The organism is Acidobacteriota bacterium, assembly GCA_035529075.1.
Lineage (GTDB): Bacteria > Zixibacteria > MSB-5A5 > GN15 > FEB-12 > DATKXK01.
The window spans coordinates 1-26,316 of sequence record DATKXK010000014.1; the positions used below are offsets into that span (position 1 = coordinate 1).

19 protein-coding genes are annotated in these 26,316 nt (G+C 59.7%); 15 read left to right on the forward strand and 4 right to left on the reverse strand.

Features of this window, described 5'->3' with window-relative positions; all coding sequences use genetic code 11:
- A partial coding sequence (locus tag VMY05_07595) for a hypothetical protein (GenBank protein HUV30932.1) occupies positions 1 to 1,262 on the forward strand: 1,262 nt, incomplete at its 5' end.
- A 36-nt stretch (positions 1,263 to 1,298) separates the two neighbouring features.
- Positions 1,299 to 1,601, forward strand: a complete 303-nt coding sequence (locus tag VMY05_07600; GenBank protein HUV30933.1) for a hypothetical protein — start codon at positions 1,299 to 1,301, stop codon at positions 1,599 to 1,601.
- A 45-nt stretch (positions 1,602 to 1,646) separates the two neighbouring features.
- Here the strand turns inward: VMY05_07600 and VMY05_07605 are convergent, their stop codons facing one another.
- The gene (locus VMY05_07605) at positions 1,647 to 3,791 is read right to left on the reverse strand and encodes a hypothetical protein (protein HUV30934.1); all 2,145 of its coding nucleotides are present in this window, start codon (positions 3,789 to 3,791) and stop codon (positions 1,647 to 1,649) included.
- A gap of 109 nt (positions 3,792 to 3,900) precedes the next feature.
- Between VMY05_07605 and lipA the strand changes: the two genes are divergently transcribed.
- Both lipA and VMY05_07615 read left to right on the forward strand, forming a co-directional pair.
- Positions 3,901 to 4,791 carry a lipoyl synthase gene (gene lipA / locus VMY05_07610; protein ID HUV30935.1) on the forward strand — a complete coding sequence of 297 codons (891 nt, stop codon included), beginning with the start codon at positions 3,901 to 3,903 and terminating at the stop codon, positions 4,789 to 4,791.
- 103 nt (positions 4,792 to 4,894) lie between these two features.
- Positions 4,895 to 6,409, forward strand: coding sequence for an HD domain-containing phosphohydrolase (locus tag VMY05_07615; protein HUV30936.1), 1,515 nt, complete (start codon positions 4,895 to 4,897; stop codon positions 6,407 to 6,409).
- Here VMY05_07615 and VMY05_07620 read toward each other — a convergent pair.
- Positions 6,387 to 7,487, reverse strand: coding sequence for a site-2 protease family protein (locus VMY05_07620; GenBank protein ID HUV30937.1), 1,101 nt, complete (start codon positions 7,485 to 7,487; stop codon positions 6,387 to 6,389). The two genes, VMY05_07615 and VMY05_07620, sit on opposite strands and share 23 nt — an antisense overlap.
- Positions 7,488 to 7,590: 103 nt before the next feature.
- Entirely contained in the window at positions 7,591 to 12,762 is a 5,172-nt protein-coding gene (locus VMY05_07625; protein HUV30938.1) for a dockerin type I domain-containing protein, read from the reverse strand.
- Positions 12,763 to 13,509: 747 nt separating this feature from the next.
- Between VMY05_07625 and VMY05_07630 the strand changes: the two genes are divergently transcribed.
- From VMY05_07630 to VMY05_07675, 10 genes are all read left to right on the forward strand, one after another.
- A complete protein-coding gene (locus VMY05_07630; GenBank protein ID HUV30939.1) occupies positions 13,510 to 15,918 on the forward strand; it encodes an SMC family ATPase in 2,409 nt (802 codons plus the stop codon).
- On the forward strand, positions 15,908 to 16,570 hold the full coding sequence (locus tag VMY05_07635) for a thermonuclease family protein (protein ID HUV30940.1): 663 nt from the start codon (positions 15,908 to 15,910) through the stop codon (positions 16,568 to 16,570). Before VMY05_07630 ends, VMY05_07635 begins: the two co-directional genes overlap by 11 nt.
- A gap of 139 nt (positions 16,571 to 16,709) precedes the next feature.
- On the forward strand, positions 16,710 to 17,321 hold the full coding sequence (locus tag VMY05_07640) for a hypothetical protein (protein HUV30941.1): 612 nt from the start codon (positions 16,710 to 16,712) through the stop codon (positions 17,319 to 17,321).
- Complete coding sequence (locus VMY05_07645; GenBank protein ID HUV30942.1) at positions 17,318 to 17,770, forward strand: hypothetical protein; 453 nt, start codon at positions 17,318 to 17,320, stop codon at positions 17,768 to 17,770. The genes VMY05_07640 and VMY05_07645 overlap by 4 nt, the downstream gene beginning before the upstream one ends.
- 142 nt (positions 17,771 to 17,912) lie before the next feature.
- Positions 17,913 to 19,286 (forward strand): sigma-54 dependent transcriptional regulator, encoded by a 1,374-nt coding sequence (locus VMY05_07650; GenBank protein HUV30943.1) that lies wholly within the window; start codon positions 17,913 to 17,915, stop codon positions 19,284 to 19,286.
- Between the two features lie 326 nt (positions 19,287 to 19,612).
- Positions 19,613 to 20,131, forward strand: coding sequence for an HNH endonuclease (locus VMY05_07655; GenBank protein ID HUV30944.1), 519 nt, complete (start codon positions 19,613 to 19,615; stop codon positions 20,129 to 20,131).
- Positions 20,132 to 20,356: 225 nt separating this feature from the next.
- Positions 20,357 to 21,346, forward strand: coding sequence for a tryptophan--tRNA ligase (gene trpS / locus VMY05_07660; GenBank protein ID HUV30945.1), 990 nt, complete (start codon positions 20,357 to 20,359; stop codon positions 21,344 to 21,346).
- A gap of 5 nt (positions 21,347 to 21,351) precedes the next feature.
- Positions 21,352 to 22,155, forward strand: a complete 804-nt coding sequence (locus VMY05_07665; protein HUV30946.1) for a segregation/condensation protein A — start codon at positions 21,352 to 21,354, stop codon at positions 22,153 to 22,155.
- On the forward strand, positions 22,152 to 22,979 hold the full coding sequence (gene scpB / locus VMY05_07670; protein ID HUV30947.1) for an SMC-Scp complex subunit ScpB: 828 nt from the start codon (positions 22,152 to 22,154) through the stop codon (positions 22,977 to 22,979). The genes VMY05_07665 and scpB overlap by 4 nt, the downstream gene beginning before the upstream one ends.
- Before the next feature lie 46 nt (positions 22,980 to 23,025).
- Complete coding sequence (locus VMY05_07675) at positions 23,026 to 23,748, forward strand: pseudouridine synthase (GenBank protein ID HUV30948.1); 723 nt, start codon at positions 23,026 to 23,028, stop codon at positions 23,746 to 23,748.
- Positions 23,749 to 23,779: 31 nt separating this feature from the next.
- On the opposite strand, the gene VMY05_07680 is transcribed toward VMY05_07675, so the two are convergent.
- Complete coding sequence (locus VMY05_07680; protein HUV30949.1) at positions 23,780 to 24,274, reverse strand: ferritin family protein; 495 nt, start codon at positions 24,272 to 24,274, stop codon at positions 23,780 to 23,782.
- Positions 24,275 to 24,441: 167 nt separating this feature from the next.
- On the opposite strand from VMY05_07680, the gene VMY05_07685 reads away from it, so the two are divergent.
- Complete coding sequence (locus VMY05_07685) at positions 24,442 to 26,295, forward strand: tetratricopeptide repeat protein (protein ID HUV30950.1); 1,854 nt, start codon at positions 24,442 to 24,444, stop codon at positions 26,293 to 26,295.
- Positions 26,296 to 26,316 lie beyond the last annotated feature (21 nt).

Genomic DNA, 26,316 nt, shown 5'->3' on the forward strand with positions numbered 1-26,316 from the left:
GGGTGTTCACCTACATATTGGTTGTCGACGACAACACGGGTGCAGACCTCATCACGCCGGTCCACGGGTACTTCCAGATCATCAACTCGAACTTCGAGAGCGGGCTGGATTCAGCCGGGCTGGCGGCGGAGCGCTCCGGCAGGGCGCTTGACAGCCTGCACCTGATAATCGACTCGCTCCTGGCGGCACTGGACACGCTTCAGAATCAGGACGATTGGGTTTCATCGCTTACTGCCACCGACAATATCGGCATCAACCTTGACGACGTGACGGGGACGCTTGACGCTGCAGAGATCGGTGCCGGTGCGGTAACCGCCGAGAAGATAGCCACCGGTGCCATCACCGGCCCAAAGCTGGCCTCGGGTGCCATCACTGCGGCGGCGTTTACAGCCGGCGCCATCACGTCGGGAGTGATCTCCGGCGATGCCATCGGGGCATCGGAGGTAGCGGCCGGCGCCGTGGAGGAAATAGCCCGGGAGATCTGGCGCAATCGGGACACCGCCCACGTGGACAGCTCCGATATCGGGACCTGGCTGGTCAACAACCTTCAGGGCGGTTCCGGCGGGACCGACTCGAGTTCAATCGCCCGGTGGGTATGGAACACGCCGCAGGCCAACCACACGACCGCCGGGACGTTTGGCGGATATCTGGATGCCGAAGTATCCACCGCCGGCTCCGGTTCCGGTTTGTACGCCTTTGGGTTTCAAACCTACGACTCGGCACTTCAGCAGGTGATTCCGCATGTCCGGCTGGCAATACGAAACCTCGATCAGACGGCCCTGGTTGCCACAGGGATCACCGGCAACGACGGTTGCGTCGACTTCAATCTCGACAGTGACAGCTTCCTCGTGGTGGCCGCCGCGACTGGTTACGGCTTTGCCGGCTACGATACGGTGGTCGTTGCCGGGAACGGCGTGGACACGATTTACGGGTACAGCTTCGATCCCGGGACGCCTGCGTCGCCGGATTTGTGCCGGGTGTACGGGTTTGTAAGCAACGTTCAGGGGCAACCTGAAAACTATGCCGCCGTGTCGGCGTCTCTGCCGCGCGGCGTAGCACGATCGGGAAACCTGCTGGTCTCGCCGTTCTCTGTTTCCACGCAGACGGACTCGGCCGGGTATTTCTATCTGGATGTCATCCCCTCCGATTCCCTGATCGGCGAGGACACGCGGTACGAGATCTCCATCAGCCGGCAGGACGGGACGATTCTGCGGCGGCGATTCACCGTGCCTGCCACGACCAGCTGGCAGCTTGTCTGGTAAGGCGAACACTAACGATGGTAAACAAAGGGGGTTGTGTTGGAAGCGTTCATCGGTAACCCGATGTCCTTGATCGGATTGCTGGGCACGGTCGGCCTGACGCTGATCGGTTACCTGGCGAAGCGTTACGTTATCCCGTTTCTCAAGGTCGGTAAGCGTCAGAAATATGCTCTGTACATCGCAGCGATTGCGGACGAGCTGACCGACGAGTTGCGGGCCACGTACCCTGAACGGGAGTGGCTGGGCCACCTGGACGAGGCAGTGGACAGCCTGATCGACATTTGCGGTGTGTCACCGGATATAGCGCGACGGGCCGTGAAGGCATCGGCCGCGCGCAAGTGAACGAAAGAGCCGCCCGTCGGGGCGGCTCTTTTTCACGTGCTTTGCTCAGTAGCAGGGCGGAGACGCGCGTTCCATGAGGAAGTTGATATAGTAGACGACGTCCGTGATGTTGATGTAGTGGTCACAGTTGGCGTCGGCCCGGGCGGCTCCGCCTGTGGGGGGAGGTCCGCCTCGTGCTATGAAATCAACCAGGATAATCAAGTCAACGATATCGGTGACTCTGTCATCGTTGTAGTCGCCGTTGACGTACACCTGCGTGCAATTCGCGCGAACGAGCACAGTTGAAGCTCCGCGGTAGCTGGTTGCATCTCTGCCCACGGCGCGGACAAAATACAGGCTGTCCTCGTTCGTCCCGGACTGCTGCAGGACGAGCGACCAGCCGTCGGCGCCGGTGAAATCGATACCGACCAGCGTGCGCTCGACCGTCCACGACCCGGCCAGTAGTGAGATCATGACGTCCACTCGTTGCCAGGTGCCGTTCACGGCGATCTCAGGATAGTCCGTGTCGTCACGCCAGCTCAGGTGCTGGATCGTCCCCGTCAGCGGGTTGGCAACCGAGACTACGTGGGTGCTGTCCGGTTCGGTCGGCCCGCGAAAACCGTCGACCGTAAGGTAAAGCGCCGGTTGGCCGGACAGCCCGAGGATGACGATGCGTTCTTCCTCCTCCTCCCAGGTTCGCAGCGAGTGGTAATCCGGGCTTCGGAGGAAATCCAGTTCAAGGTTGTCGCCGTGAGAGGCAGAATATGCCGCCAGTCCCGTGTAAAGGTCCTCGTCATACGTTCCCGTGTTCGCCCGGGTGCTGAAAAGGACAGCCAACTGTTCGGCGACCATCTCCATCGTCTCGGAACCACTCACCAGGCTGGTCACGCCGCGGTCGGCCCAGGCCTGCAGCGCCACCGTGGCCGCGACGGGACCGCTGTAATACGTGCCGTACTCGCCGTTGACGGCCAGGTTGCCGTCCAGAGGATTGCCGTTGGCATCGCCGACGATCAACTGGCTCATGGGCGTAAGCCCGGCCGAGTATTCCGTCCGGCCTTCGGAACGGTACATCTCGACGGTGGACAGGTTGTCGTCGGCGCAGGTCATGATGACGCTCAGCGGCGGGCAGATGTCCTCGCCGTTGTCCGGTGTGGTGATTACGGGGATAGGCGGTGTCGGTTCCAGGTAGACGGTGGTTAGCACCGACGAGCTCCGCCCGAGCGTATCATAGATGGTGGTACGCAGCGTGTACGTTCCTTCGGTCAGCGACGAGAAATCCCACTTGTAGCTGAATCCGGAGCCGCTTGCCTGGTCGGACAGGCCGTCGCGAAGCGGCCGGTAACCGTCGTAGTCCCGGGTGATTTCCACGAACGACCCCCCGGTGGAGTATTCGAACGAGGCGTAGTCAACGGCATCGGAACCTGACGTATCGAAACACCACAGGTCGACGTCGGCGTACAGCACGTCTCCCGCCCGGGGTGAAAGCACCGCAGTCTGTGGAGCGGTGGCCGTGCCGCCCGTGCCGCCGGGTATCCCGGACGCTTCCAGCACCAGGCGGCCGGGGAAGTTGTAATAAGCATTGTCGACGAGGTCGATCCAGCCTATCGACTCATCCCAGATGTTAAAGGTGGTGCACTCGATGGGCAGGGAATCGGTTACCACGGCCGCGTTTACGGCCGGGTCGATGGGATTGGCGATGTAGAAGCCGGCGAAAAACGGGCCGTCAACGATAATCGGCGTATCCAGCGGAATCCAGATGTCGAAGTAACCTCCTCCGGCCGGGACCTCCAGCATGTAATCGGCTGATATGGCCAGCAGCACCCCGGGGATCGGACAACCGGGAACGGTGGTGTAGTCGACGTCCTCGATGTCGACCGAAACCCGCAGGGGAGTGGCGGCGTCGAACATCATTGACATGTTCACCGCGGTGACCATGAAGGGGTACGGGTCGGTGCAGCCGGAGGCAGGGTCAAGGAGCGACTTGTACAGTTCCTGTCCGGTCACCCAGGCGTCGATGCGCCAGACGATGTCGCTGTGTCCGACCAGAATGCACGTGTCGGCGGCGGCAAGCGTCGGCGCCTCCAGCAGTTCTCCCGGTGCGGCATCGCCGATTCTCTCCAGCCGGGCCGTTCGTTTCCCCTCGGCCATCGGGGACGATACCGAAACGATCAGGGCAAGCCCGAGGGCAGCGGGCAGTCGAAGTACAGTCAATGGCGCTCCTCCGGTTGCGAATCAGGCTCTTACTCTTGATTATCGAGCGATTTCAGGTATACTTGACAGCAAAGCCGAGCAATCTGAGGTTCAGAAGGCAAGAGCAGCAGTGGGACAGCAGTTCAACAGAGCGACCGAAGACGGCCCGCCGAGAGGGCGTAAGCCGGATTGGCTGAAGGTGCGCGCGATCGGAGGACCGCGGTTCGGTCAGGTCAGCGCCCTGTTGAAGGAGTATGGCCTGAACACCGTCTGCCAGGCGGCCAACTGCCCGAACCGTGGCGAATGTTTCGGTCGCGGCACGGCCACGTTCCTGATTCTCGGTCCGATCTGCACCCGCAACTGCCGATTCTGTGATGTCCCCGGCGGCACGCCGGTTAAGCCGGATGCAACCGAACCGGCCCGGGTGGCCCTGGCGGCCCGGCGCCTCGGCCTGCGCCACGTCGTCGTGACCTCGGTGACCCGGGACGATCTTCCGGACGGCGGGGCAGGACAGTTTGCCGGGTGCATCGAGGAACTTCGGCGGCGGCTGCCGCAATGCACGGTAGAGGTTCTCACCCCGGACTTCAAAGGAGTACCCCGGGGGCTGGACATCGTTATGAGCGCGCGTCCGGATGTTTTCAACCACAACGTTGAGACCGTCGAGCGTTTGTATCCTGAAGTCAGGCCGGCGGCGGATTACCGTCGCTCGTTGCAACTGCTGCAGCGGGCCAGGCGCGAGTTCGGGGCGGTAACAAAATCAGGACTGATGGTGGGCCTTGGGGAAACACGCGATGAGTTGACCAGTGCCTTCGTCGACCTGGCCGAACACTCAGTCACCATTCTGACCATCGGACAATACCTGTCTCCATCTTCGGACCACCTCCCGGTCGTCCGGTACGTTCCTCCCGAGGAGTTCGAGCTTCTGGGTCGCCTGGCCCGGGACGCCGGGATACCGAACGTCCAGTCGGGACCACTCGTCCGTTCGTCTTACCGGGCGGACCGGTTCTCTCCTGATTCATAGTCGTTCTCCGAGCGCAAAATTTCAACAGATCATTGGACGGCCGTGCTCATTTCCTCGCTTCTTCCGATAGTAAACCAGACACGTCGATGCAGAGAGGACAACCATGGTCGGACCCGAGAAATCGCGAATTGTCGTCGTCGATGACGAGCAGTACATCTGCAACATCATTGTCGAGTTGCTGTCCAACGGTGAGGATGAGATCGTTTCCTTCTGCGACCCGCACCGGGCGCTGGAGCATATCAGGTCTCATCCGGTCGATCTTGTGCTGACGGACCTGGTGATGGGGAGGTCTTCCGGTGTCGAGGTGCTGGAGACCACGCTCAAATACCACGACGACGCGATTGTTATCCTGATCACCGCCCACCCGACGGTACAGACCGCCATCTCCGTGCTCAAACGGGGGGCCTACGATTTCCTCGTGAAGCCGTTCAAACTTGAGCTGCTCCGGGCGACCGTACGGCGCGGCCTGGCACATCAGAAGGTGGTCAGGGACAACCTGCGGCTGCGCGGCCAGGTCGAGTTTCTCAAGGTGGCCAATACCGCGGCGCCGAACGGCGACATCGACGAATACCTGCGGATGGTTCTAAGGTCATGCATCACTGAGCTTTCCGCGACCGCCGCGACGATCCTCGCGGTCGATCCGGCCACCGGAAAAGTTTCCCGAAAAATCCATGAAACCGACGACGGCGCGGATATACAGGGGCTGCTCGACGAGTCTACACTGGAACCGTTCACGTTGACCAAGAGCGTTAAGCCTATCATAAACAGTGAACGGGTGACGGTTGACGGCGAGCAGGTGACCAGGATCTTTATATCCAAACCAATCATCCTGGGTTCCCGCTGTCACGGCGTTATCAACCTGCTTGTCATGACGCGGTTCGAGAGCGTGACGCCGGGTCAGCTGGACGTGTTGACAATACTGGCCAACTCCGCCGCCTCGGCCATAACCAACGCCCATCTTTACCAGGACCTCCAAACGTCATACCTGCAGGCTATCCGGGCGCTGGCAAACGCCATTGAAGCTCGCGACGCCTACACGGCCGGTCATACCGACCGCGTCATAAAACTGGCTGCACTGGTCGCCCACCGACTGGGATGGGATGAGTCACGCATCAGCGATCTCATCATGGGCTGCACTCTCCATGACATCGGCAAAATCGGCGTCCCCGACTGCATCCTGAACAAACCCAGCAGGCTGGACGACGAAGAGCGCCGGCGGATGATCCGCCATCCCTCGCTCGGCCTTCGCATTATTCGCGGGATTCGGCTCTTCAAACCGTCGATTCCGTACATTATCGCCCACCACGAGCGGTACGATGGCAACGGGTATCCCAAGGGACTCAAAGGCGAGGAAATTCCCATCGAGGGCCGGCTGCTGGCCGTCGTTGACACCTTCGACGCCATCATGTCCGACCGCCCTTACCGTTCCGGGGCGCCCCTGGACGTGGCCGTCCGGGAACTGATCGATAATCGCGGAACCCAGTTTGACCCCGAACTCGTAAATGTCTTTCTGAACCTTATCCAGAGCGGCGGAGTCAATTTCCAGGAACTATACGGCCGGGAGGCCGGGGCGAGCTCGTCGGAGAGTGTGCCGCCTACCGAAACGGCACGGGCGTAAAGGAAATCAGCAGAATCACCATAGCCGCGATACCCATGGCCCGTGCCGTCGGGCTGGTGGCACGGCGGTCATCCATTGTCGGCGGGTGAGCCACGCCGAAGATAAATCCGAAGGCGGCAAAGACCCACCAGACCGGAGAGCCAAAGCCCATGGCCAACAGGCCGATCATCGCAATCCACCCCAGCACCTTCTGCCTTCTCATGGTCAGTCCGTAGACGATATGGCCGCCGTCAAACTGGCCCACCGGCAGCAGGTTCATGGCCGTCACCAGCAGTCCCACCCACCCGGCGAAGGCAGCTTCCGTGAAGACGTAAAACGAGCCCGGGGGGGCACTGCCGACGAATATGGGCACGAGAAAGCGCATCAGGAGAGATTCCCCCTCCAGAGAGAAGGCCAGTTGGTCGATCGGCACGAGTTCGGAGGGCAGGATAACGCTCCGTGACAGGCCGTAGATCAGCCAGGCTATAGCCACCACCCACCCGGCAATGGGCCCGGCCGCGCCAACCTCGATCAGGTCCCGGCGGTTCCAGAACGGGGACTTTGATTTAATGATAGCCCCGAAGGTTCCGATGATGTTCGGCGCCGGGATGAAGTAGGGCCACGACGTAACGATCCCGCGCCGCCGACTGGCCGCGAAGTGACCCATCTCGTGAACGAACAGGATGGAGATCATGGCCAGGGTGAATTCAAGCCCGGCGCCGCGGCCGAGGGCGCCAAGAGTCCGGTCCATGACTTCCGACCAGGTGGCCGCGCCGGCCTGGCTCTTGAAGAAGACGGGGACGAAGTAGACCGAGAACAGGGTCAGGACAAAGAGCACGAGGTTGACCACGGGGATCCGAAACCGGCGCCGGGGATCAATCGTCAGCGTCAGGTGCTCGTCGGATTCATGCAGCGTGAAACTGTACCCGGACAGGCGAAGCCGTTCCCTGAAAAGCTTGTTGGTCCGCTGCCGCTCGTAGCGGTAGCTCATGGTTACGACGATCCGGCGGCCGTGACGATACACGGCGTCGATGACGAACAGATCGTGCAGCAGCGGTCCGAGGAAGTTGATGTCCGGTGAGTGCTCGGAGTCGGCCATGCCGTATTATACCGCGCCGGGCGTTCAGGGAACACAAAAAAGAAGCGAGGGTCCCAGACCCTCGCTTCTCAACATGTATGTCTAAACAGTCGTTGTCGACAGTTTAGCTCAGACCGTCGATTGTCCAGTCGCCAATTGGACCAGGACCATAGTTGAAGTAGTAATCAACCATGTACTGAACATCCGCGGCGTCGATGTCGCCGTCGCCGTCAACGTCACCCAGGTGCTTGAACGGATACGGACCCGGGCCAATTAAGTTGACATACTCGGCCAGGCAAATGATGTCGGACAGGCAGACCTTGCCGTCATCATTTACGTCGCCGCGACCGAAGCCGACCCACTTGTTCACCAGTATGGCCAGATCCGCAACCTTCTCGTCGGCGACCGCAGTATTAGCGATTCCGTCAACGGTGAAGGTAGCGATGGCGAACTTGAGGGTTCCGTTCTCCTCGAAGTCATGCTCAATGTAGCAGTAGGCCGCATCCTGATCGTCCGCACCGTCCATGTCGTGACCGTACGTCTGACCCGGAGGCTGACTCCAGTAGAAGAACAGCGAGTCGAAGTAAATGCGATCCGCCGAGGTAACGCACTGCTGGCGCTCCAACGGCGTGACGTTCTTTATCGGCTCGAAGCCGGGGCCGAACGGCAGCTTGATGAAGCCCATCTGGGCGCCTGCCGGGTTCGCACCGTCTGTTACCCAGGCAGCCGAGACATCACGATCGATGAACGTGGTGTCAAAGCCATCCGGGTTCCAGTCGGAGTAGAAGTCGTGGTCGAAGAACCCGCCAAACTTCCAACCGGGCACAGCGTTGCCGTTGCGCTCATGGAACTGGATGATCTCTACATGGACGTTGTTAAGCAGAGCGTACTCGGGAACGAGCATATCGACTGCGCCGAACGTCTTGGTGACGGCCTGCAGACCCATGGTTGAGTCGTTGTCAAACGGGGCCTCTTTGAGGAGATCCCAATCCCAACCACCGGCACCGTCGTCGAAGTTCTGGACGGAGTCGACGTAGCCCTTGTAGATGACGTCACCGCGGACCTCGACATAGGCTGACGTCGCGGCGTCCCAGATCTCGCCGAGCAGCTGGTCGGGGACCAGAGCCGGTTTGCACGACTCGTCGATAATGTTCGGATCCGGCTGTATGGACCACCAACCGTTGACTTCACCGCCGCCGGTCCACCAATCCTGCGAGTTGAGCGCAAGACGACGCTGGCTCACGCCGTAGGCGTAAAAGCCCTGGTAGTTGCCGGCAACGTAGCCGTCAATTGAAAGGTTCACGCCCCAGTCACCGGTACCCATACGGGCGCTGTTGACGACGATCTGCTCGTTGGCAGCACCAACGCCGAAGTACAGCCTGGTGGTATCCATCAAGCAGCCACCGACCAGCGTAAGCGTGACCTGCGGCATACGGGTGTTGTCGTTAAAGAAGTAGTCCGGATCGTTGTGCGCCGCGAACTCGACAAAGAAGGGATGCGGGCCGCGAGACACTTCCGGACCGTTGACGTGCACCGTAATGTCGGCCAGATCACCGGGAGCCGTGACGAAGCCACCGCCTGCCGGTTCGAAGACGTCACCAGGTGACGATTCGATCAAGAAGATCGGCACACCGAGAGCAGCGCTGTTGACAGTGCTGCGTCCAGCGTCAGCGCGAGGATCGACCCAGGTTTCGAAGTCGATCGCCGGTACGCTGCGGTAGGCCGGCTTCTTGAAGGGCGAGCTGCCCAGAGTCATCTGGTCGGCCATCCCTTCGGTCAGGGCGGCAAAGCCCTCACGGACGGTGCTGAAGCCGGGAGCGCCACCAGGAGTGGTGGTGTTAGCGGCTTCATCGGCCACCAGCGTCACGATGAGATCTTCCGTGCACCCGCTGTTGGTGTACACTTCCTCAAACGTGATGAGGGTGTCGTACGGCGAGCCAAACGGCACGGCGACAGCGTCCGTCCACTTGAGAATCTCAAGACGCGGACGATCCGCACCCTTTGTCAGGTCGTACAGAGTGCCCCATGCGTCGGCAAAGACCACGTGAACTTCACCATAGGAGTCAACACCCATGGCACCCGAGGCGCCCTGGTTGTTGGCGGCACCGTGGTCAATACGACGGTTGAACAGCTCTTCGCCGGTTTCAGCGTCGAAGAAGGACAGGTAACCGAGGTCACCCGAGGTGCCGCCGGAGAATCCCATGAGGATGTCCGGACGGCCGTCCGGCTCGCAGCTCATGACGCCTTCGAACCGGATCCAGTTCTCCCACGCCGCTCCGGCTATCGTCGGAGGTGTGGTGGCGTAGTCAAGCTGGCCGGTAAACCGGCTGTAAGCCAGTACCGAACCGCCGAGCACGCCGAAATCGGCTCCCCACGTATAGGTGGTGAGCAGGAATACTCGAGCCGCATCGACGATCGGATGTGTCGTCAGGGTGCGCTGCGAGAAGTCCGTGCTCAGGACACTACCGTCGAGGGAAGCCAGGCGATAGAAACAACCTTCGTAGGCGTTGTTCACGTTGGCGCTCGTCGAGTTGGAACTGCAGTACAGTTCGCCATCATAGTACGAAACGCCGGAGTTGAACGTCTCGGTGCCGGGGATGTATTCCTCCACACCGTACAGGTCGTCTGCCTGCAGACCGTCGCCGGCCGCAAGGCTCCAGACCAGATCACCAGAGAAGGCGTACAGAGCCACTACGTCACCCTCGACACCGGTTGTGAAGAGAGAGAAGTAGAGGTTGTTGCCGTCGGTGGCACCGGAACGCAGCGTGTTACCGATCATCTGAACCTTGTAACCATTGCCGGCCCACCCCGCGTACGGCAGGCCGTCGGCGGCGTTCGCCGCGTAGATCCAGCCTGCGTCGTCAGAGAAGTAGAACACTTCCTGGCTACCGTCATCCAGAACGATAAAGTTACCGTACCGGATGGAGTTCATCAGCTCGAAACCGCCGCCGGTGTTCGCCGGCGTGGCCTCCCACACCTGCACAATCGGACCGCCGACAGTGGTCATGTCATAGGCCGACACGGCCGCAGCCGTACCGCCGGCCACGAACAGGACCGGCTTCTGCACCGGCGTGCCGCCATCGTCGATATAGACATCGACAATGGTCGGGATGCAGCGGATGTTGCCGCCGATGGCATTCGGGAACGCACTGACGTCAATCTGATCAAGAAGAGCGCCCGAAACCAGGTCGAAGATGTAGTACCCACCCGACACGGCGGACGAGAAGGCCTGCACTACATAGTCGTCCCAGATGATCGGACCGGAAGTGATGACACCCAAGGTCGGGTGCTCCCACTGCCAGTTAAGGTTCAGGTCGCACCAGGCGTCGCCAATAGCGTCCATGGAGTGGCCGGTACGGGCGAAGTCGTGAGCAACCGTGGACCAATCGTCACCGGGCACACAGACGAACTCGGTGACGGGGACAGAGCAGAAGTAGACTTCTGCTATCAGGTTGTCGTAGTATCCATCCTCTTCGAAAATGGAGTACCACGTACCTCCGTATTGGTACCACGCGCCGCCGTTGACCCGTATGCCAGTCCGGTCTTCGGTTATGCACGATGCGTTACCGCCGGCTGAAAAGTCATACATAATAGCGACATAGAAGTCACCGAGGACCTGAATGCCCCCGGGGATTACCACTTCCGTCCACCCAGAGTAGAACACAGGGCTCGGCACCGGATAGCTCGCGATAAGAGCGCCGGGTCCGGCCGCGCCGCCGTCAGCGTGAATGTTGACCACGGCTTGGGCCAAACCGTCGCCGGCTATGTCGTAATAGTAGAAGCCGACTTTCTCAACGCGATTGATCGGTGCGCCCTTGACTCTCTGGGCCCAGCCGGTCTCGCCAAATGCCCAAAAGTACTGGGCTCCTGTCATATTAAGGGCCTGATTCTCGCAAATGTAGAATTCGTCCCTACACAGTTCGACACGGACCAGTGCTCCTTGCTCTTCACCGCCACCTTCGTCCAGCCAGCCGACGCTCAGCCCGGTGCGCTCCCACTGGAGCACGCCCGGGACGTCCATGAAGTTCACGGATGCGCCGGTCATGCCTGGGTTGCTGGCGATTGAGTTCAGACCAAGCAGCACGAAGCCGGTCGACTGATCGTCGCTGGTCATCTTGATACTGGCATGCCACGGGCCGATCACCACAAGGTTGTGGGATGTGAAGTCGACATAGAGGTTCTCCCACGGGATGCCGATATCGATGTTGCCGGTAACAGGGAAGAGGTTGGCCAGTCCGCCCGGATACGTTTCCGTTGCCAGCGGGCCGGCTACCATGTCGATGTTACCCATGCCGTCATCCGGCCAGATGGAGACCTCGAAGGTATTGGTGCTCGTGGCATCATAGCCTACAAGGTCGCCAAAGAACCAGGCCGGGATCAGGTGCTGGACTCTGACCGTCTTGACCGTGTCCGGACCTTCGGAGACGAACCGCGCCGCAAAACCGTTGAGCAAACGGCCGCTCGCCCAGTCAGGATCCGGGTTAATCCAGAGACCCACGTACCCGGTACCGCCAGCCAGGCCATCGGCCCAGAAGCAGTCCGAGTAGAAGATGCAGTAGTCGGCATAGATGTCGTAGTTGGGGTCAACAGCGCCGCCCCAATTCGCTATGTTGGAATACCACACCAAGTCCACCGGGTCGTAGATCGAGCCTCTGCCCGTGCCGGTTGCCGTACCGCCCATCGCGACGTAGCCACCGTCATCCGAGTCGTAGAGTACCTCATCAGTGGGGTCTCCACCAGAGCACGACCACGCGATGTGGTAGTTCGAGCCGGTGATCTGCACGGGAGTCGCGAACGGGAAGTAGTAGTACCCGTGGTTGACTCCGTACGTGATGGCGCCGGTGTTCCAGGACTCCTGGTACAACAGGTTGCCCGGGATACCGCCGGCATCGTCGTACACGCTGATCACGACATCGGGAACACCTAAGCCGTCGCCGTCGATGATGTCCCAGATCCACATCATGGAACCGTAGACCTCGGCGTAGTACTCGTTCGGGATGTCAAAGCGCATGGCAATCGCCGATCCGTCATTCACATCCCAGCTAAAGTCGAACGCCGTGGCCGGGTCCCAGTAGCTGATGAAGTCGCAGGTCGTGGTGTCGGGCGCGGTTCCCTGCGGCGGGGTCTTCACCGGAGTTGGCATCTGCTTAAGGTCAGCCAGATCCTTATGGATCACATCCGGTGGCGTAAGGGCCGGGGAAGTGAGCTCCTTGTCGCCGGTGCTCAGGTTGACAGTGTTGTCAACAATAGCCTTCCGCTCGGGACCAACTCCGCCTGCAAAGGCAGCGCTAGACAAGACGAGTAAAAGCCCAAGGACGAATACCGTCATTGTTAGTCGTTTTAACATTTAGTTACTTCCTCCATAAAAAAGGAAAGCAATAAACCCGTTCGCCAAAGCCGGTCGATTGCCGGACCTGCCAATTATATCGGCAGGCATGTGGCATTTCGACACATCCTCACCAAGCTGTCTAGGGAAAGGTGAGTTTACTGCCTCAGCTAACGAATCCACTTGTTGTTCCTCATTCTAGGAGTTGGAGTTTGATACTCCATGGCGTTGTGTTAACATACGCTTCGTAGCTCTATTGATTCAGGACGAGAGTTCGTAAACCTCCTAAGTTCCCCACCAAGCTCAAACCCATTCAGGCCTGAACTCAGTGACTTTGGTTACGGTTAGTAATAAGGGAAAGGTTTTAAGGAACTTAGCTTCTCAGTTGTCAACCCGATCCCGAAGGCTGCGCCCGAAAAGTTTTCCCGCAAACAGCGCGGAAATACAAAACGGACCACATCCTTGACGGTTTCAGGTTAAAACCGGATAGGTCTCGTTAACAATTTCGAAGCTTGCAAAAGAAGTACTTGGCGTTATAGCGAATCGCAATTTGGCTCTCGGATTCGGCTACAACTTCTACACACGCTCGAAAGCAAGGTACTGATTTCGTCGGGCTTGTCAAGAGAAAAAAGGAAATTTTTTCCGCAAAGTGCCTCTCGGCCGGGCCGGAGCCAGAATCGACTTGACAGGCCCGGGGGATGATCGGTTTATGTGTTGATGCGGCTCGTCTCACTGGATATTGCCAATTTTCGCGTGATCCGGCGCGCCCGCCTGGATTTCCCGGACTGTGTCATCGGTATTATCGGGCCCAACGGGGCAGGGAAATCCTCGATCGTGGAGGCGATTGCGTGGGCTTTGTACGGTCATCAGGCGGCTCGCTCGACCAAAGATGAGATCAAGTCGTCGTATGTTGCGTCCTCAGACACCTGTCAGGCTGACCTTCAGTTCGAAGTCAACGGGGAGCATTACCGGGTGATCCGTCGCCTGGTGGGAAAAACTGAGCGGCCAGAGGCGCAAATGTACTGCGGCACGAAGACCGAAGCAGTCGGGAGCACCGAGACAACGGCGCGGGTCGAGACGTTGCTGGGGCTGGATCTGAAAGGGTTTCTGACGTCGTTCCTGGCACGACAAGCGGAGCTCAATGCGCTGTCGGATCTGGCGCCGCACAAGCGGCGTGAACATCTGGCCGGGATGCTGGGCATCGAACGGCTGGATAGCGCCATTGACAGGGTCAAGGCGGATATCCGGATCAGCGGCGAGAAAGCCGGCGTCGTACAGCGGCAGCTCTCGCAGAGAGAGAGTGTCGAACTCAGACGGCAGGAGCTTCGGGAGCACGTAAACCTTGTTGAAAAACAACGCGATACGCAGGCGGGAGCACGGGCGGGGGCCCAGAAAGAGCTGCTTGAACGTGCGACGATTTACCGGGAGCACGAATCAAAAAAGTCGGCGTGCTCCCAGCTCTCGACCCGGCTTTCGGCCCAGAAGGAAACAGCCGGTCACCTGGCCGGGCAGGTCGACAGGCTCGAAACCGAGATCGCGCAACTTAACGAGGCAGCCGACGAACTGCAAGGACTCCAGGCTTTGCTGACCGAGTTGGAACCGGCCCGCGGCGAACTTGACAGGCTCAGGCAACTGAAGACTCGCGCCGCTCACCGGGCCGACTTGCAGGAACAGGACGAGGCGCTCACGAAGGAGAGCGGGGAACTGCACAGCAAGCAGGAACAGGCCGGCCGCGCTTGCGCTCAACTGGTCGGCGAGCTGGCTGATATTCCGGACCAGGTGGAGCAACTCCTGGCTTCATCGGGGACGGAGCTCGAGCAGGCGCGCTCGGCGTGGGCCACGGTCAAAGGGGAGACGGAGACAACCCGGCGCGAGCTGTCCCGCGTAAAGGACCAGATTGTCTCGATCAATCAGATCGGTCCCGAGACGGTCTGCGATCGATGTCACCGGCCGTTCGGCGACGACCTGCCGGCTATACGAGAGCACCTCGAGACTGAACAGGACCGTCTTGCGGCGGCGCTCGAGACGTTCGACGAGCGGATGGCCGCCCAGCAGTCGCGGGGCGAAAAACTTAAACAGCGCCTTTCCGAACTCGAGCGGCAGGCCAGGCGGAAGATCCGGCTGCAAACGCAACTGGATGCCGCCCGGAAAGACGAGCACGACCTGAGACAACGCATAGCAGCGCTGCAGGCGCGGCAGGGACGGGTATCGGCACAGTTGCAGGAGATGGGGGAGGTTCCCTCCGATCCGGTTGAGCTGGAGAGAGTCTCCGCGAAAGTGGATCAACTCGAACGCACCCGCCGGCGATGCCATGAATTGACTGGCAGCCTGCAACGACTCGAACCGGCCCGGCGTGAACTTGAGCAAGTGCGGGAGAAGCTCGCCTCGATGCAAGCCACCATGAAACGACTGGCGGAAGAATTCGAGGGTCTGGGCTACGATGAGGCAGTTTTCCAACAGTCCGCCGATGACCTGGCAAGGGCTCAGCAGGCGTTTGACAAAGAACGGGAATCGCTGGTCAACCTCACCAAGGAGCTTGAACTGTCAACACGAGAGCTGGCGTTGCTTGACGATCAACTCTCGGCACTGGAGCGGTCGGCGAAGGAACTGGAAACATACCGGTCGGATCAGTTCTATGGCGAGAAGCTTCAGAAACTGCTGGGCGACTTTCGCACCCACGTGATCGCGCGGATCAGGCCGCGCCTGGCCGAGCTGTCCGGTCAGTTGTTCTCGGAGATGACGGCCGGACGGTACAGCATGGTGGAGTTGGACAGGCTGTATAATCTCAGGATCCTGGATTCGACGCAGTATTACGGCGTGGCTCGTTTCTCCGGCGGTGAGAAGGATCTGGCCAACCTGTGCCTGCGCCTGTCGATATCCCTGGCGCTGACGGAGTCAGCCGGGCTGGAACGTTCGTTTGTCATCCTGGACGAGGTGTTCGGATCTCAGGACGAGGTGCGCCGCGAATTGATTTTCGACAGCCTGGCAAATCTCAAAGCACGGTTTCCGCAAATGTTGCTGATTACCCATATCGAGGACATCCGGGACAAGGTCGAGTGCCTGGTCGAGGTGGAGCGCACGGCCGCCGGGTGGTCCGAAGTCAGACTCGGGGGCAATGTCGTCTAAACGCACAAGCAAACGCAAACGGCTGCTGACGATATCGGTAGTGCTCGTGCTGGCCCTGCTGATTGTAGCCTTCCGGCTGGTCGAGGAGATCGGCCGGGAACGCAGACCGTCGGACAGGTTCGTGGTGGCCAGAGTGCTCGACGGTGATACCGTGGAACTGCGCGGAGGTGACCGGCTCCGGTTGCTGGCCATCGATACGCCGGAGAAGGGTGACCCGTTGTTTGACGAGGCCACGCGACTTCTGGATTCCCTGGCCGTGGGAGAGACGGCTGTAATCCGGTTCGCCGAGCAACGGCGGGACCGCTACGGACGGTTGCTCGGTTACCTCTACGTGGACACGCTGTTCGTAAACCGGGTGATCCTGGAAAGAGGGCTCGGGTACCTGTATCTTTTCGGGGACAGTCGGCTCGACAGTCCCGCGATACGGCAGCTTCTCGAGGCACAGCGCCGGGCGATGGAAGAGAGGTCGGGTCTGTGGGGAATCGACTACGCTCCCGAAGACCGGTATATCGCCAGACAGGGTTCGTTCCGTCTGCACCGTCCGGGCTGCCGGTCGGTGCAGGAACTCGCGCCCGGAACCTACCGTGTATTTGCCACCCGCGAAGAGGGATTGGCGATCGGTCTTTCGCCGTGCCGCAACTGCAAACCGTGAGTCTTCCGCAGGCGGGGGACGGCAGTAAGGCCGGGTCGTATCCCGTCGCCGGCAAAAGATCCGGATTTCTTAACTTGAAACGGCGGCCTGATTGTACAATTGTTGAAATATGCGCGGTCCGTCATCGACAGTAGTCGTGTTGTCAATCACGACAGTTCTGATCCTGTTCGCGCCATCGCTGTGCGCACAGAGCTGGGGTCAGCTGACCACCAGGCCGTACGATACGGTCGACGCTGAAAATGTTCGGGTGTGGCTGAAACTGGAACGCGAGGCGCGGTGCCGCGTGACGGTAACAATCGTCGGCGCCCGGAACGATACCGTCAGACACCTTTTCAGCACGCTCATGCCGCCGGGATATTTCAATGTCTACTGGGACAAAATGGATGACTCCGGCCGGTTTGTCGATACCGGGAGCTACCGGTACGTCGCCCACGACTGCGCGGGGGTGCAGGGCGGCCTTCTCCGCGTGATCTACAAGGACTGGGAGCGGTCGAGCCGGCTGGTGACCGACCACTATCCGGATTCAGGTGTCATCGGGTTTGAGCTACTGAAGGATTCGGCCCTGGTCACGCTCTCTATTGAGAATACGGTTGGCCGCTTCGTGGACAGCCCGATTGCGGATTCACTCATGCACCGAGGGTTCCACTCGTTTCGCTGGCAACCCGACGCCCGGGTCCCTTCCGGGCGCTACACGATAAAGCTGCAGGTGGGTGATTATCTCCACTTGGGCAGGATCAGGTATCGCAAATGAGAACGGCAGTTCTGATCGTTCTGGTGGCTACGGTGACGGGCTGCGGCGGGAGGCAGGCTCGACTTTACAATCAGCCGACGCCCGAGTCCGGCGGGCACTACGAGATTGCCTGGACCGATCCGCAACTGGTCGCGGCCGATACGCTGTTCACCCTCATTCGTTCCGAGCAGATTGATTCCGTTTATGTCGCCCGACCGGATCCGTTCGCCCACCTGAGTCCGTCGATCAGTTTCCACGTCACCGAGGACAGTTGCACGGCGGCCGTCAACCTCGTCGACGACCGCTCACGGGTGGTTCTGCCTCTGCTGGTACGGAGCCTCGGCAGCGGATACTATCGGCTGACGTTTCACTACGACCAGTTCAACGCCGTCGTGCACCCGTCGGCAAGTTACTTCCTTACTGCCAACGTGTGCGGGCGCGCGGCGGGACGGATGCCGGTGGGTCGCTGACTCACCTAACTTCCTGTTCCGCACCTTATTGTCCGATAATTGCACAGCCGCCTTCCTGTAATGCCGGCGCTGCCTGCCGATAGAAAAGGTGAATCCTCACAAGGTGAGGCCCGAAGGCAACGTCCATCTTCAGGGAGCAAAAGTGCCCAGCATACTGGTCGTCGAAGACAAAGATTCCATGCGCAATATGCTCTGCCAGACTCTGGTGGAGGAGGGATACCGCGTCGATACGGCCGAGCACGGGAAGAAGGCCCTCGACCTGGTGCGGAACAAGTCCTACGATCTGGTGCTGACGGATCTGAGGATGCCTGATATCGACGGACTGGACGTGCTCTCCGGCGTCAAGGAGATCGACGAGGAGACGTCGGTCATCCTCATGACGGCGTACGGCACGATCGAGGACGCCGTGACGGCCATGAAGAAGGGGGCGTATGATTTCATTACGAAGCCGTTCGACACCGAACACCTTTGCGTGCTGATCGGCCGTGCCCTCGAGAACCGGCGGCTGGTGGCCGAGAACACACTGCTGAGGCAGGAGCTTTTCGCCGACCAGGGGTTTGCCAACATCATTGGCAAGAACCACAAGCTGGTCGAGTTGTGCGAGCTGGTGAAGAAAGTGGCCGTCTCCGATGCTTCGGTGCTTCTCGACGGGGAATCAGGGACCGGCAAGGAGCTGTTTGGGCGGGCGATTCACTCCCTGTCCAACCGCAAGGACGGACCGTACATCGCCATAAACTGTGCGGCCATTCCCCGGGAGTTGCTCGAGAATGAGCTGTTCGGTTCGGAGAAGGGGGCATTTACGGGGGCGCATGCCCGCAAGATGGGCAAGTTCGAGATTGCCAACACCGGCACGGCCTTTCTTGACGAAATCGGGGACATGGATATCGCGCTGCAGGCCAAACTGCTGCGTATCCTCCAACAGAAGAATTTCGAACGCCTCGGCGGCACGAAAACGGTCGACGTCGACGTGCGCGTCATCGCGGCAACCAACATGGATCTCAAGGAACTGATCCGGCAGAAGAAATTCCGGGAGGACCTGTACTACCGTCTGTCGGTGTTTCCGCTGCACATTCCCGCCCTGAGAGAGCGCCTCGATGACGTCCCGGCCCTGGCCGAGTACTTCATCGAGAAATACTGCCGCGAGATGAAGAAACCGCCGCGGTCGCTCACGCGTGACGCCCTGAACCTTCTGGAGAAGTATCACTGGCCGGGCAACGTCCGCGAGCTGGAGAACACGATCGAGCGGGCGGTTATTCTTGCCGAAGGCAAGAAGATCTCGCCGGAACATCTGGCCATTCGTATTCGTCGCACCGACGAAATTCAGCTTCGGGAGGGCGCGGGGCTCAAGGAGATAGGGTCGCATGCCCAGGCACAGGCCGAGCGGGGAACCATCATTCGCGTTCTCAAGGAAGTGCGGGGCAACAAACGCAAGTGCGCCAAGGTCCTTAAGATCGACTATACCACGTTGTTCGATAAAATGAAGCGGTACGGTATAACGGACAAGGACCTCGCGTAAGGTGGGTGGCGGGCCGGCAAGGGCCGGTTCGCTTTTTTACATAGAAAAGCCGCCCCAAAAAGGCGGCTTTTTTTATGCTGTCCTGCTGACGGCCGGGGCCGTTACTTCAGGCCGGTTGGCCGGTTAGCGCCGGTGCGGTGCGGATTTACCAGAATCCTGTTGACAGATCGGCAAAATGGCCTAATTTAACGGGACATCTGATATTTTTTGGGCGCCCTTGGTTAGTGCTTGGGGGGAGTCCTCGTCAGAGTCGGGCTCGTGTCCGACAGCCGGAGCGGCAGCCGGGGGCGGCCAGGTATTGGTAGATTTGCAGATCGGTGGCTGGCGTGAACGGCTCTTTCATTAACAGAAATGTCCTGTTGCTCAATCAGAATTACGAGCCGCTGACCGTGTGCTCGGCAAAGCGGGCATTCGTTCTCCTGTTTCAGGGCAAGGCGGAAATGATCGAGACGGCCGACGGTCTGAAGATCCGCACGGTTTCGCGCAGTTATGCTCTCCCTTCAATCGTGCGCCTCTGGCAGTATCGACGCGTGCCGTACAAACACATCATGCTGACGCGGAAGAACGTCATCACGCGCGACGGTCACCGCTGCCAGTATTGCGGCGCCAGCAAGGGTGCCATGACGGTCGACCATATCATCCCCAAGACCCGCAGCGGCAGGGATATATGGGAAAACATGGTCTGTGCCTGCGTTCGCTGCAACAATAAGAAGGGTGATAGGACGTTGCCGGAAGCACGCATGAAACTGCTGAAGAAACCCCGCCGTCCGACTAATATTACGTTTATTCAACGGTACATCGGCGCCGCCAACCACCGATGGCGCCAGTTCCTGTTCATGGACTGAGACGCTTCGGTACCGCCCCGTCCGTATCGCCTCCCCTTGTCTGAACATGCCAATGTCTATGCGTGATGAATCGTACAATCATGACGGCAACGGGCAACGGCGTTCGTCATATACTCCCGTTTACGGTACCGGAACCGACGCAAAAAAGCGGAAACGGCCACGCTTTTTTGTTGATTTGTGGCCGGCTTTTGGATAATATCGAACCTCAAGGCGCTGGAACTGCTTATGAACAAACAGGTTAAGCGAGAGACAATTCTTTCGGGCATGCAGCCGACCGGTTCGGTCCACATCGGCAATCTGGAGGGAGCCCTTCGCAACTGGGTCAGGCTCCAGGATCGGTACGAGATGTACTGCTGTATCGCCGACTGGCACTCTCTGACCGCCGAGTACAAGGATCCGTCCTGTCTGAAGGAACTGATCTTTCAGATGGCCGTGGATTACCTTGCGGCCGGTCTCGATCCGCTCAAGTGCGCCATCTTCATTCAGTCCGAGGTCAAGGAACATGCCGAGTTGCACCTGATTTTCTCCATGTTGATCTCTGTTCCCGCGCTGGTGCGGTTGCCCACCTACCAGGAAAAGAAGGACGAGCTGGACTCATACGGGTTCCTCGGCTATCCGGTTCTTCAGGCGGCGGATATCTGCGCCTACAATGCGCACAAAGTGCCGGTCGGCAAAGACCAGGAAAAACACATTTGGTTGGCCAATGACCTGGCGAAGCGGTTCAACGCGCTGTACGGCGAGACGCTGGTGGAACCGGCGGCCCTCTTTACCGAGGTCCCGCTGATACTGGGCTCTGACAATCGCAAGATGTCCAAATCGCTGAACAACCACATTCCGATCGACTTTACCGAGGAACAGACGGCCGGGAAGATCAGGACGTTCTTTACCGATCCAAACAAGATTCGGAAGGGGGACCCGGGGAATCCGGACGGGTGTCCGGTGTACATGCTGCACCGGGTGTACACGCCGAAGGCCGCTGACGAGATTGCGCCTGAGTGCCGGACCGGCGAGCTTGGCTGCGTGGACTGTAAGAAACGGCTGGCTGACAGCCTGAACGAGGCGCTGCGTCCCATCCGGGACCGGCGCGCCGAACTGGCCGCCAAACCGGACTTCGTGTGGGATGTCCTGGCCGACGGGCGTGATCGTGCGCAGGCCCGGGCGCGCACGGTGCTGGCGAAGGTTCGCTCGGCGATGAACACGGATTATCGGGAATAGATTTAATGACGGACCACATTATCGACAACCAGACGGACAACTATCGTGTCGATCTCGACGTATTCAACGGGCCGCTGGACCTGTTGCTGTACCTGATCAAAAGGGAAGAGGTCGATATCTACGATATTCCGATCGCCCGCATCACGAAACAGTACCTGCGCTACATCGAGATGATGAAGACCCTCAACCTGGAGCTGGTCGGCGAATTCATCCTCGTGGCGGCGACGCTGATTCGGATAAAGACGCGGCTGCTGCTTCCTCGCGACGAGGCCGAGGCCAACGAACAGGATCCGCGCGAGGAACTTATCATGGCGCTGGTTGAGTACCGCAAGTATAAGGAGGCCGGCGAGGAACTGCGGGAAAAAGCGCTTGAAGAGGAACGGGTGTACGTGCCCGCTTTGCCGGTGGACAGGATCGAGACCAAGCGCGACGTCAGCTCGGCCACCACGCTGTATGAACTTCTGGTGGCCTTTACGGACGTTCTTTCGGCCCGTCGCTCGGAATCGGCGCACCGGGTCAATCTGGATGACATCACCATCGAGGATCGCATCCGGGCGGTACTGGACCTGCTCGGAAGCCGGGAGCAGGCAACGTTCCCGGAGCTGTTTGCGGACAATCCCGGGAGGTTGGTTGCCGTCGTGACGCTTATTGCCGTACTGGAATTGACCCGCACCCGGCGGATACGCGTATTTCAATCGGTGCCGTTCGCCGAATTGCGAGTGTATCGCGGAGTGGCGTTCGACGCTCCCCTCCAGGGGATAGATCTGGTAGAGGTATCAACACCAAGTGAGCAGGCGGCTATGCAATGATGGAAAATGCACACATCGACTCGACTATTGAAGCCTTGATACTGGCCTCACCGGAACCGCTGCCGGTCGGCAGGATCAACCAGGTACTGGCAAGTGCGACCCCCTCTCGCGTGGCCGCGGCGGTGGCGAAACTGAACAGCCGGTACGCCCAGACCGGATCAGCTTTTCGTATCCGGGAAATCGCGGGAGGCTACCAGCACTATATCCTTCCCGAGTACGTCGGCTTTGTCGAAGAGTTGTTTACGAGGCGGCGCAAACTTCGGCTTACCCGGGCGGCCCTGGAGACGGCGGCTATCGTTGCCTATCGCCAGCCGGTGACGCGTTCGGAGGTGGAGCACATTCGGGGCGTGGCCTCGGACGGTGTCATTCAGAATCTGCTGGAAAAGGGCCTGGTCACCATGGCCGGGCGGGCCAAATCCGTCGGCCGGCCGCTGCAATATCAGACCACCGACGAGTTCCTCAAATTCTTCGGCCTGAACTGCCTGGAAGACTTGCCGAAGATGTCGGAAATAGAAGAAATGATTGCGGCTCAGCAGAACCAGTCGCAAACCGAACTGCAATTCCTGCACGCTTCGCCCGTTGACGGGCGGGAGCAGAAGCTGAACATAGTCGACGGCACTTTCGACCCTCAACGACGTCAGTGCCTGCTGGAAGCCTCCCGGGATCCGGACTCCGTATCCCCAGCCGGAACACCGCTCCCTCGACTGGTCCTGAAATCTTCGACTGAGACTGAAGCTGTCCGGGAAAGCGCTGAAGAATCCGGTGAGGAGTCAAGCGTCAATGCCGATCTGCCAGCGGCCGGCAGGCCTGAGAACGTTTCCTGAGCACGACATCATCCGCTGGCAGGCGCATCGATCGGGGTAGTGCGCCGTGATTCGTATCAACAAGTACATCTCCATGTGCGGCGTTACGTCCCGCCGGGGCGCGGAAGCCCTGATAACGGGCCGGCGCGTGACGCTGAACGGTGCGACGGTGCAGAAACCCGGCGTTATCGTTGATGAAACCACGGACGTCGTGAAGATTGACGGCACGGTCGTCACTCTGGCCACGCAGGCTGTCTACGTGGCGCTGAACAAACCGAAGATGGTGATGACGACGTTGTTCGATCCATTCAAACGACGGACCGTAAAGCATTGCCTGGAGGGCCTCCGGCACCGTGTCTACCCGGTCGGGCGGCTCGATTACGATGTCCAGGGAGTGCTCCTTTTGACCAACGACGGTGAGCTTGCTTTCCGTCTGACGCACCCAAAGTACGAGGTGAAGAAAACGTACGAGGCCCGGGTCCAGGGGCAATTCAAGACCGAGGACGCCGGGCGGCTGTGCGACGGCCTGCCGCTGGAGGACGGCTACATCGGCAGGGCGCAACAGGTCAGTATTCTCGGGTACGTCGGGAAACTGACGCGGATCCGGCTGGTGCTGACGGAGGGCAGGAAACGGGAGGTCAAGCAGCTCTGCCGCAAGGTCGGACACGCGGTCGAGGAACTCACCCGCGTGGATTTCGCGGGCATAACCTTGAAGAACCTTCGCCCCGGCCAGTGGCGCCACCTGACCGAGAAGGAAGTTGCGCGGCTGCGGGAACTTGTCGGACTATAGGACCCCGAAGGCCCGGCGGCCGGTGCCCGGATCAATAATCCTCGAGGTTGGACCACTCGGCGTCCTCGAGCCAGTGGTTCGGCCGGTCAAGAAACCTGATGACGTTCTCCATCGTGACCCAGTGTTCGTGCTCTTCGTCAGCGATGCTGGTGAGGATGCCTTTCTGGGTGCCGTCGTCGACTCCGTCGGCCTTTTCGCGGTAGAAGGTTTCCGATTTTCTTTCGATTTCGCGCGCCTGTTCCCAGACGTTCTTGGCCTCCCGTGGAAAACTGAACTCCCTGTCTTCGGCCTTGAGAGACTCAAAGACGTTCTTGACCGTAGTAATGATCCGGGTCTTCTCGCTTTCCCTGTACTCGGCCGGTTTTCCGTCACGAAGCGCCTTGAAGATGTTGTAGTGCTTGAGCTCGTCCTCAGCAAGCTCGAGAAGAATCTTTCTGAGAGCCGGGATATCCTGCTTCTCGGCGTGCTCGAGGTAGAATTCCCGACCGTCGCTTTCCATTTTCATGGCGTACTCGAAAATGTTCATACCGATCTCCGTATGTTCAGGGGACTGCAAATTGACCGGCTGCAATATTGGCTGAAAAAACGGCCTTGTCAACAGCGGGGTCGATAATGACCCGGGTCCGACCGCGCCGCCGCCCCGTCGGCAATTGTGCTTGCGGTCCCTCCGGATAGATCTTTACTTGGCCCGTTATGGAGTCGCAGGTTCGGACATGGACGCGCCGGCATCAGGATTGGTTCATTCCCCTGTTGCTGTTGATCGTCTCCTTCACCGTCCGGCTGGTCTACCTTAATCAGGTCCAGACCCTGCCGACCGTCGCCAACCCCATCATGGATGAACGCTATCACCTGGAGTTGGCCGAGAAAATCAATTCCGAGACCGGCATGGATCCCGAACCGTTCTTCCGCGCCCCGCTTTATCCGTACTTCTTTGCCGCCGTATACCGGATGACCGGCTATTCTCTTTATTGGTCGCGTTTACTGCAAATCCTGCTCGGGTCATTCCTGCCCCTGCTGGTCCTGGCCCTGGGGCTGCGGCTGTTCGGCAGGTCGGTGGCCTATTGGGCGGCGGGCCTGGCGGCATTATACCCTTCATTAATATATTACGACGCCTCGCTGCTTATCACCTCGATAATGACAATTCTGACAACCCTGCTGATATGGCAGTTGTATCGAAGCGAATCCAATCCCCGCCTTCTGAATTTCGTGCTGTCAGGCGCGTTGCTCGGCCTGGCGGCCCTGGCCCGGCCCAACATACTTCTGCTGGGGCCGGTGCTTATTGTCTGGATATGGCTGGTGATAAAACCCGTCATCGGCCTGAAGAAGGCGATCATCGGCTACGTCGCTATCGGCGTCGCGGCCCTCATTGTTATTCTTCCCGTGACGGTTCGCAATTACGCCGTTTCCCGCGACTTGGTGTTCATCTCCTGGCAGGGCGGGTACAACCTCTTTGTCGGCAACAACCGCGAAGCCAACGGCTGGTCGGCCACGGTGCCGGGTGTCGATCCTACCTGGCAGGGGGGCTATGACCAGTCCATTGCCATGGCCGAGGCCGTGGCAAAACGACCCCTGAAACGATCCGAGGTGGCCGACTTCTGGTACGGCATGGCCTGGCAGGAGATCAGCCGTTCGCCGGGGCGCTTTGTCGGTCTGCTGTGGCACAAGCTGCGCCTTTTTGTCAACGGTTACGAGATCCCCAACAACCAGAACGTGTACCTGGTGCGGGACTACTCGCTCCTTATCAGGCCGCTGATGTTCACCGGTGTGGTCTACTTTCCGTATGGTCTTCTGGCGCCGCTGGCGGTGATCGGAATCGTGCTCTCGCTGGGACGCTGGCGGCAGCACCTCCTGCTGTATCTCCTGACGGGATCGTATCTCCTTACGCTGCTTCTCTTTTTCGTCTGCGCACGGTTTCGCCAGCCGCTCATACCGGTTTTGCTGCTGTTTGCCGTGTACGCGGTCCACCGAGCGGCAGCTTTTGCGCGTCGGAGGCAGGGCAAGAACCTGGTGCTGTTCCTGTTCTTCTTCGCCCTTCTTGCCTGGGAGAGCAATCACAATCTGCTGGGCCTTCGTCCGGACCAGGTCAGGGCTGAGGATATGTTCGTCCTGGGAACATCGTACGCCGAACAGAACGACATGGCAAAGGCGGAGTCGTACTTCCGCGGTGCCGTGGGTGTTGATTCCACGCATGCGCGCGCCTGGCTCAACCTCGGGTACATTCACAGCCAAAGGGGGAAGAACGTCCCGGCGCTGCGCTGTTTCCAGCGTGCCCTGGCTCTCGACCCGAACAACGCCGATGCTCACATCAACTACGCCACCGCGCTCGAAATAGATGGCAGGACTGTGGAAGGCGCCCTTATTCTCGAACGCGCCCGCCTGCGCTTTCCGTTCAACAGCAACATTCACATGAAGCTCGCGGCGTCCTACCATCAACTTGGACGCCCCGAAGATGCGAAAGCTTCAATCCAGGAATCGCTGCGGCTCAATCCTCACAATGCCCGCGCCCGACAGATTTACGACGAACTCTTCAAGACCGACGAGCAGTAATCGGCAATCCCCCGTTGCTCT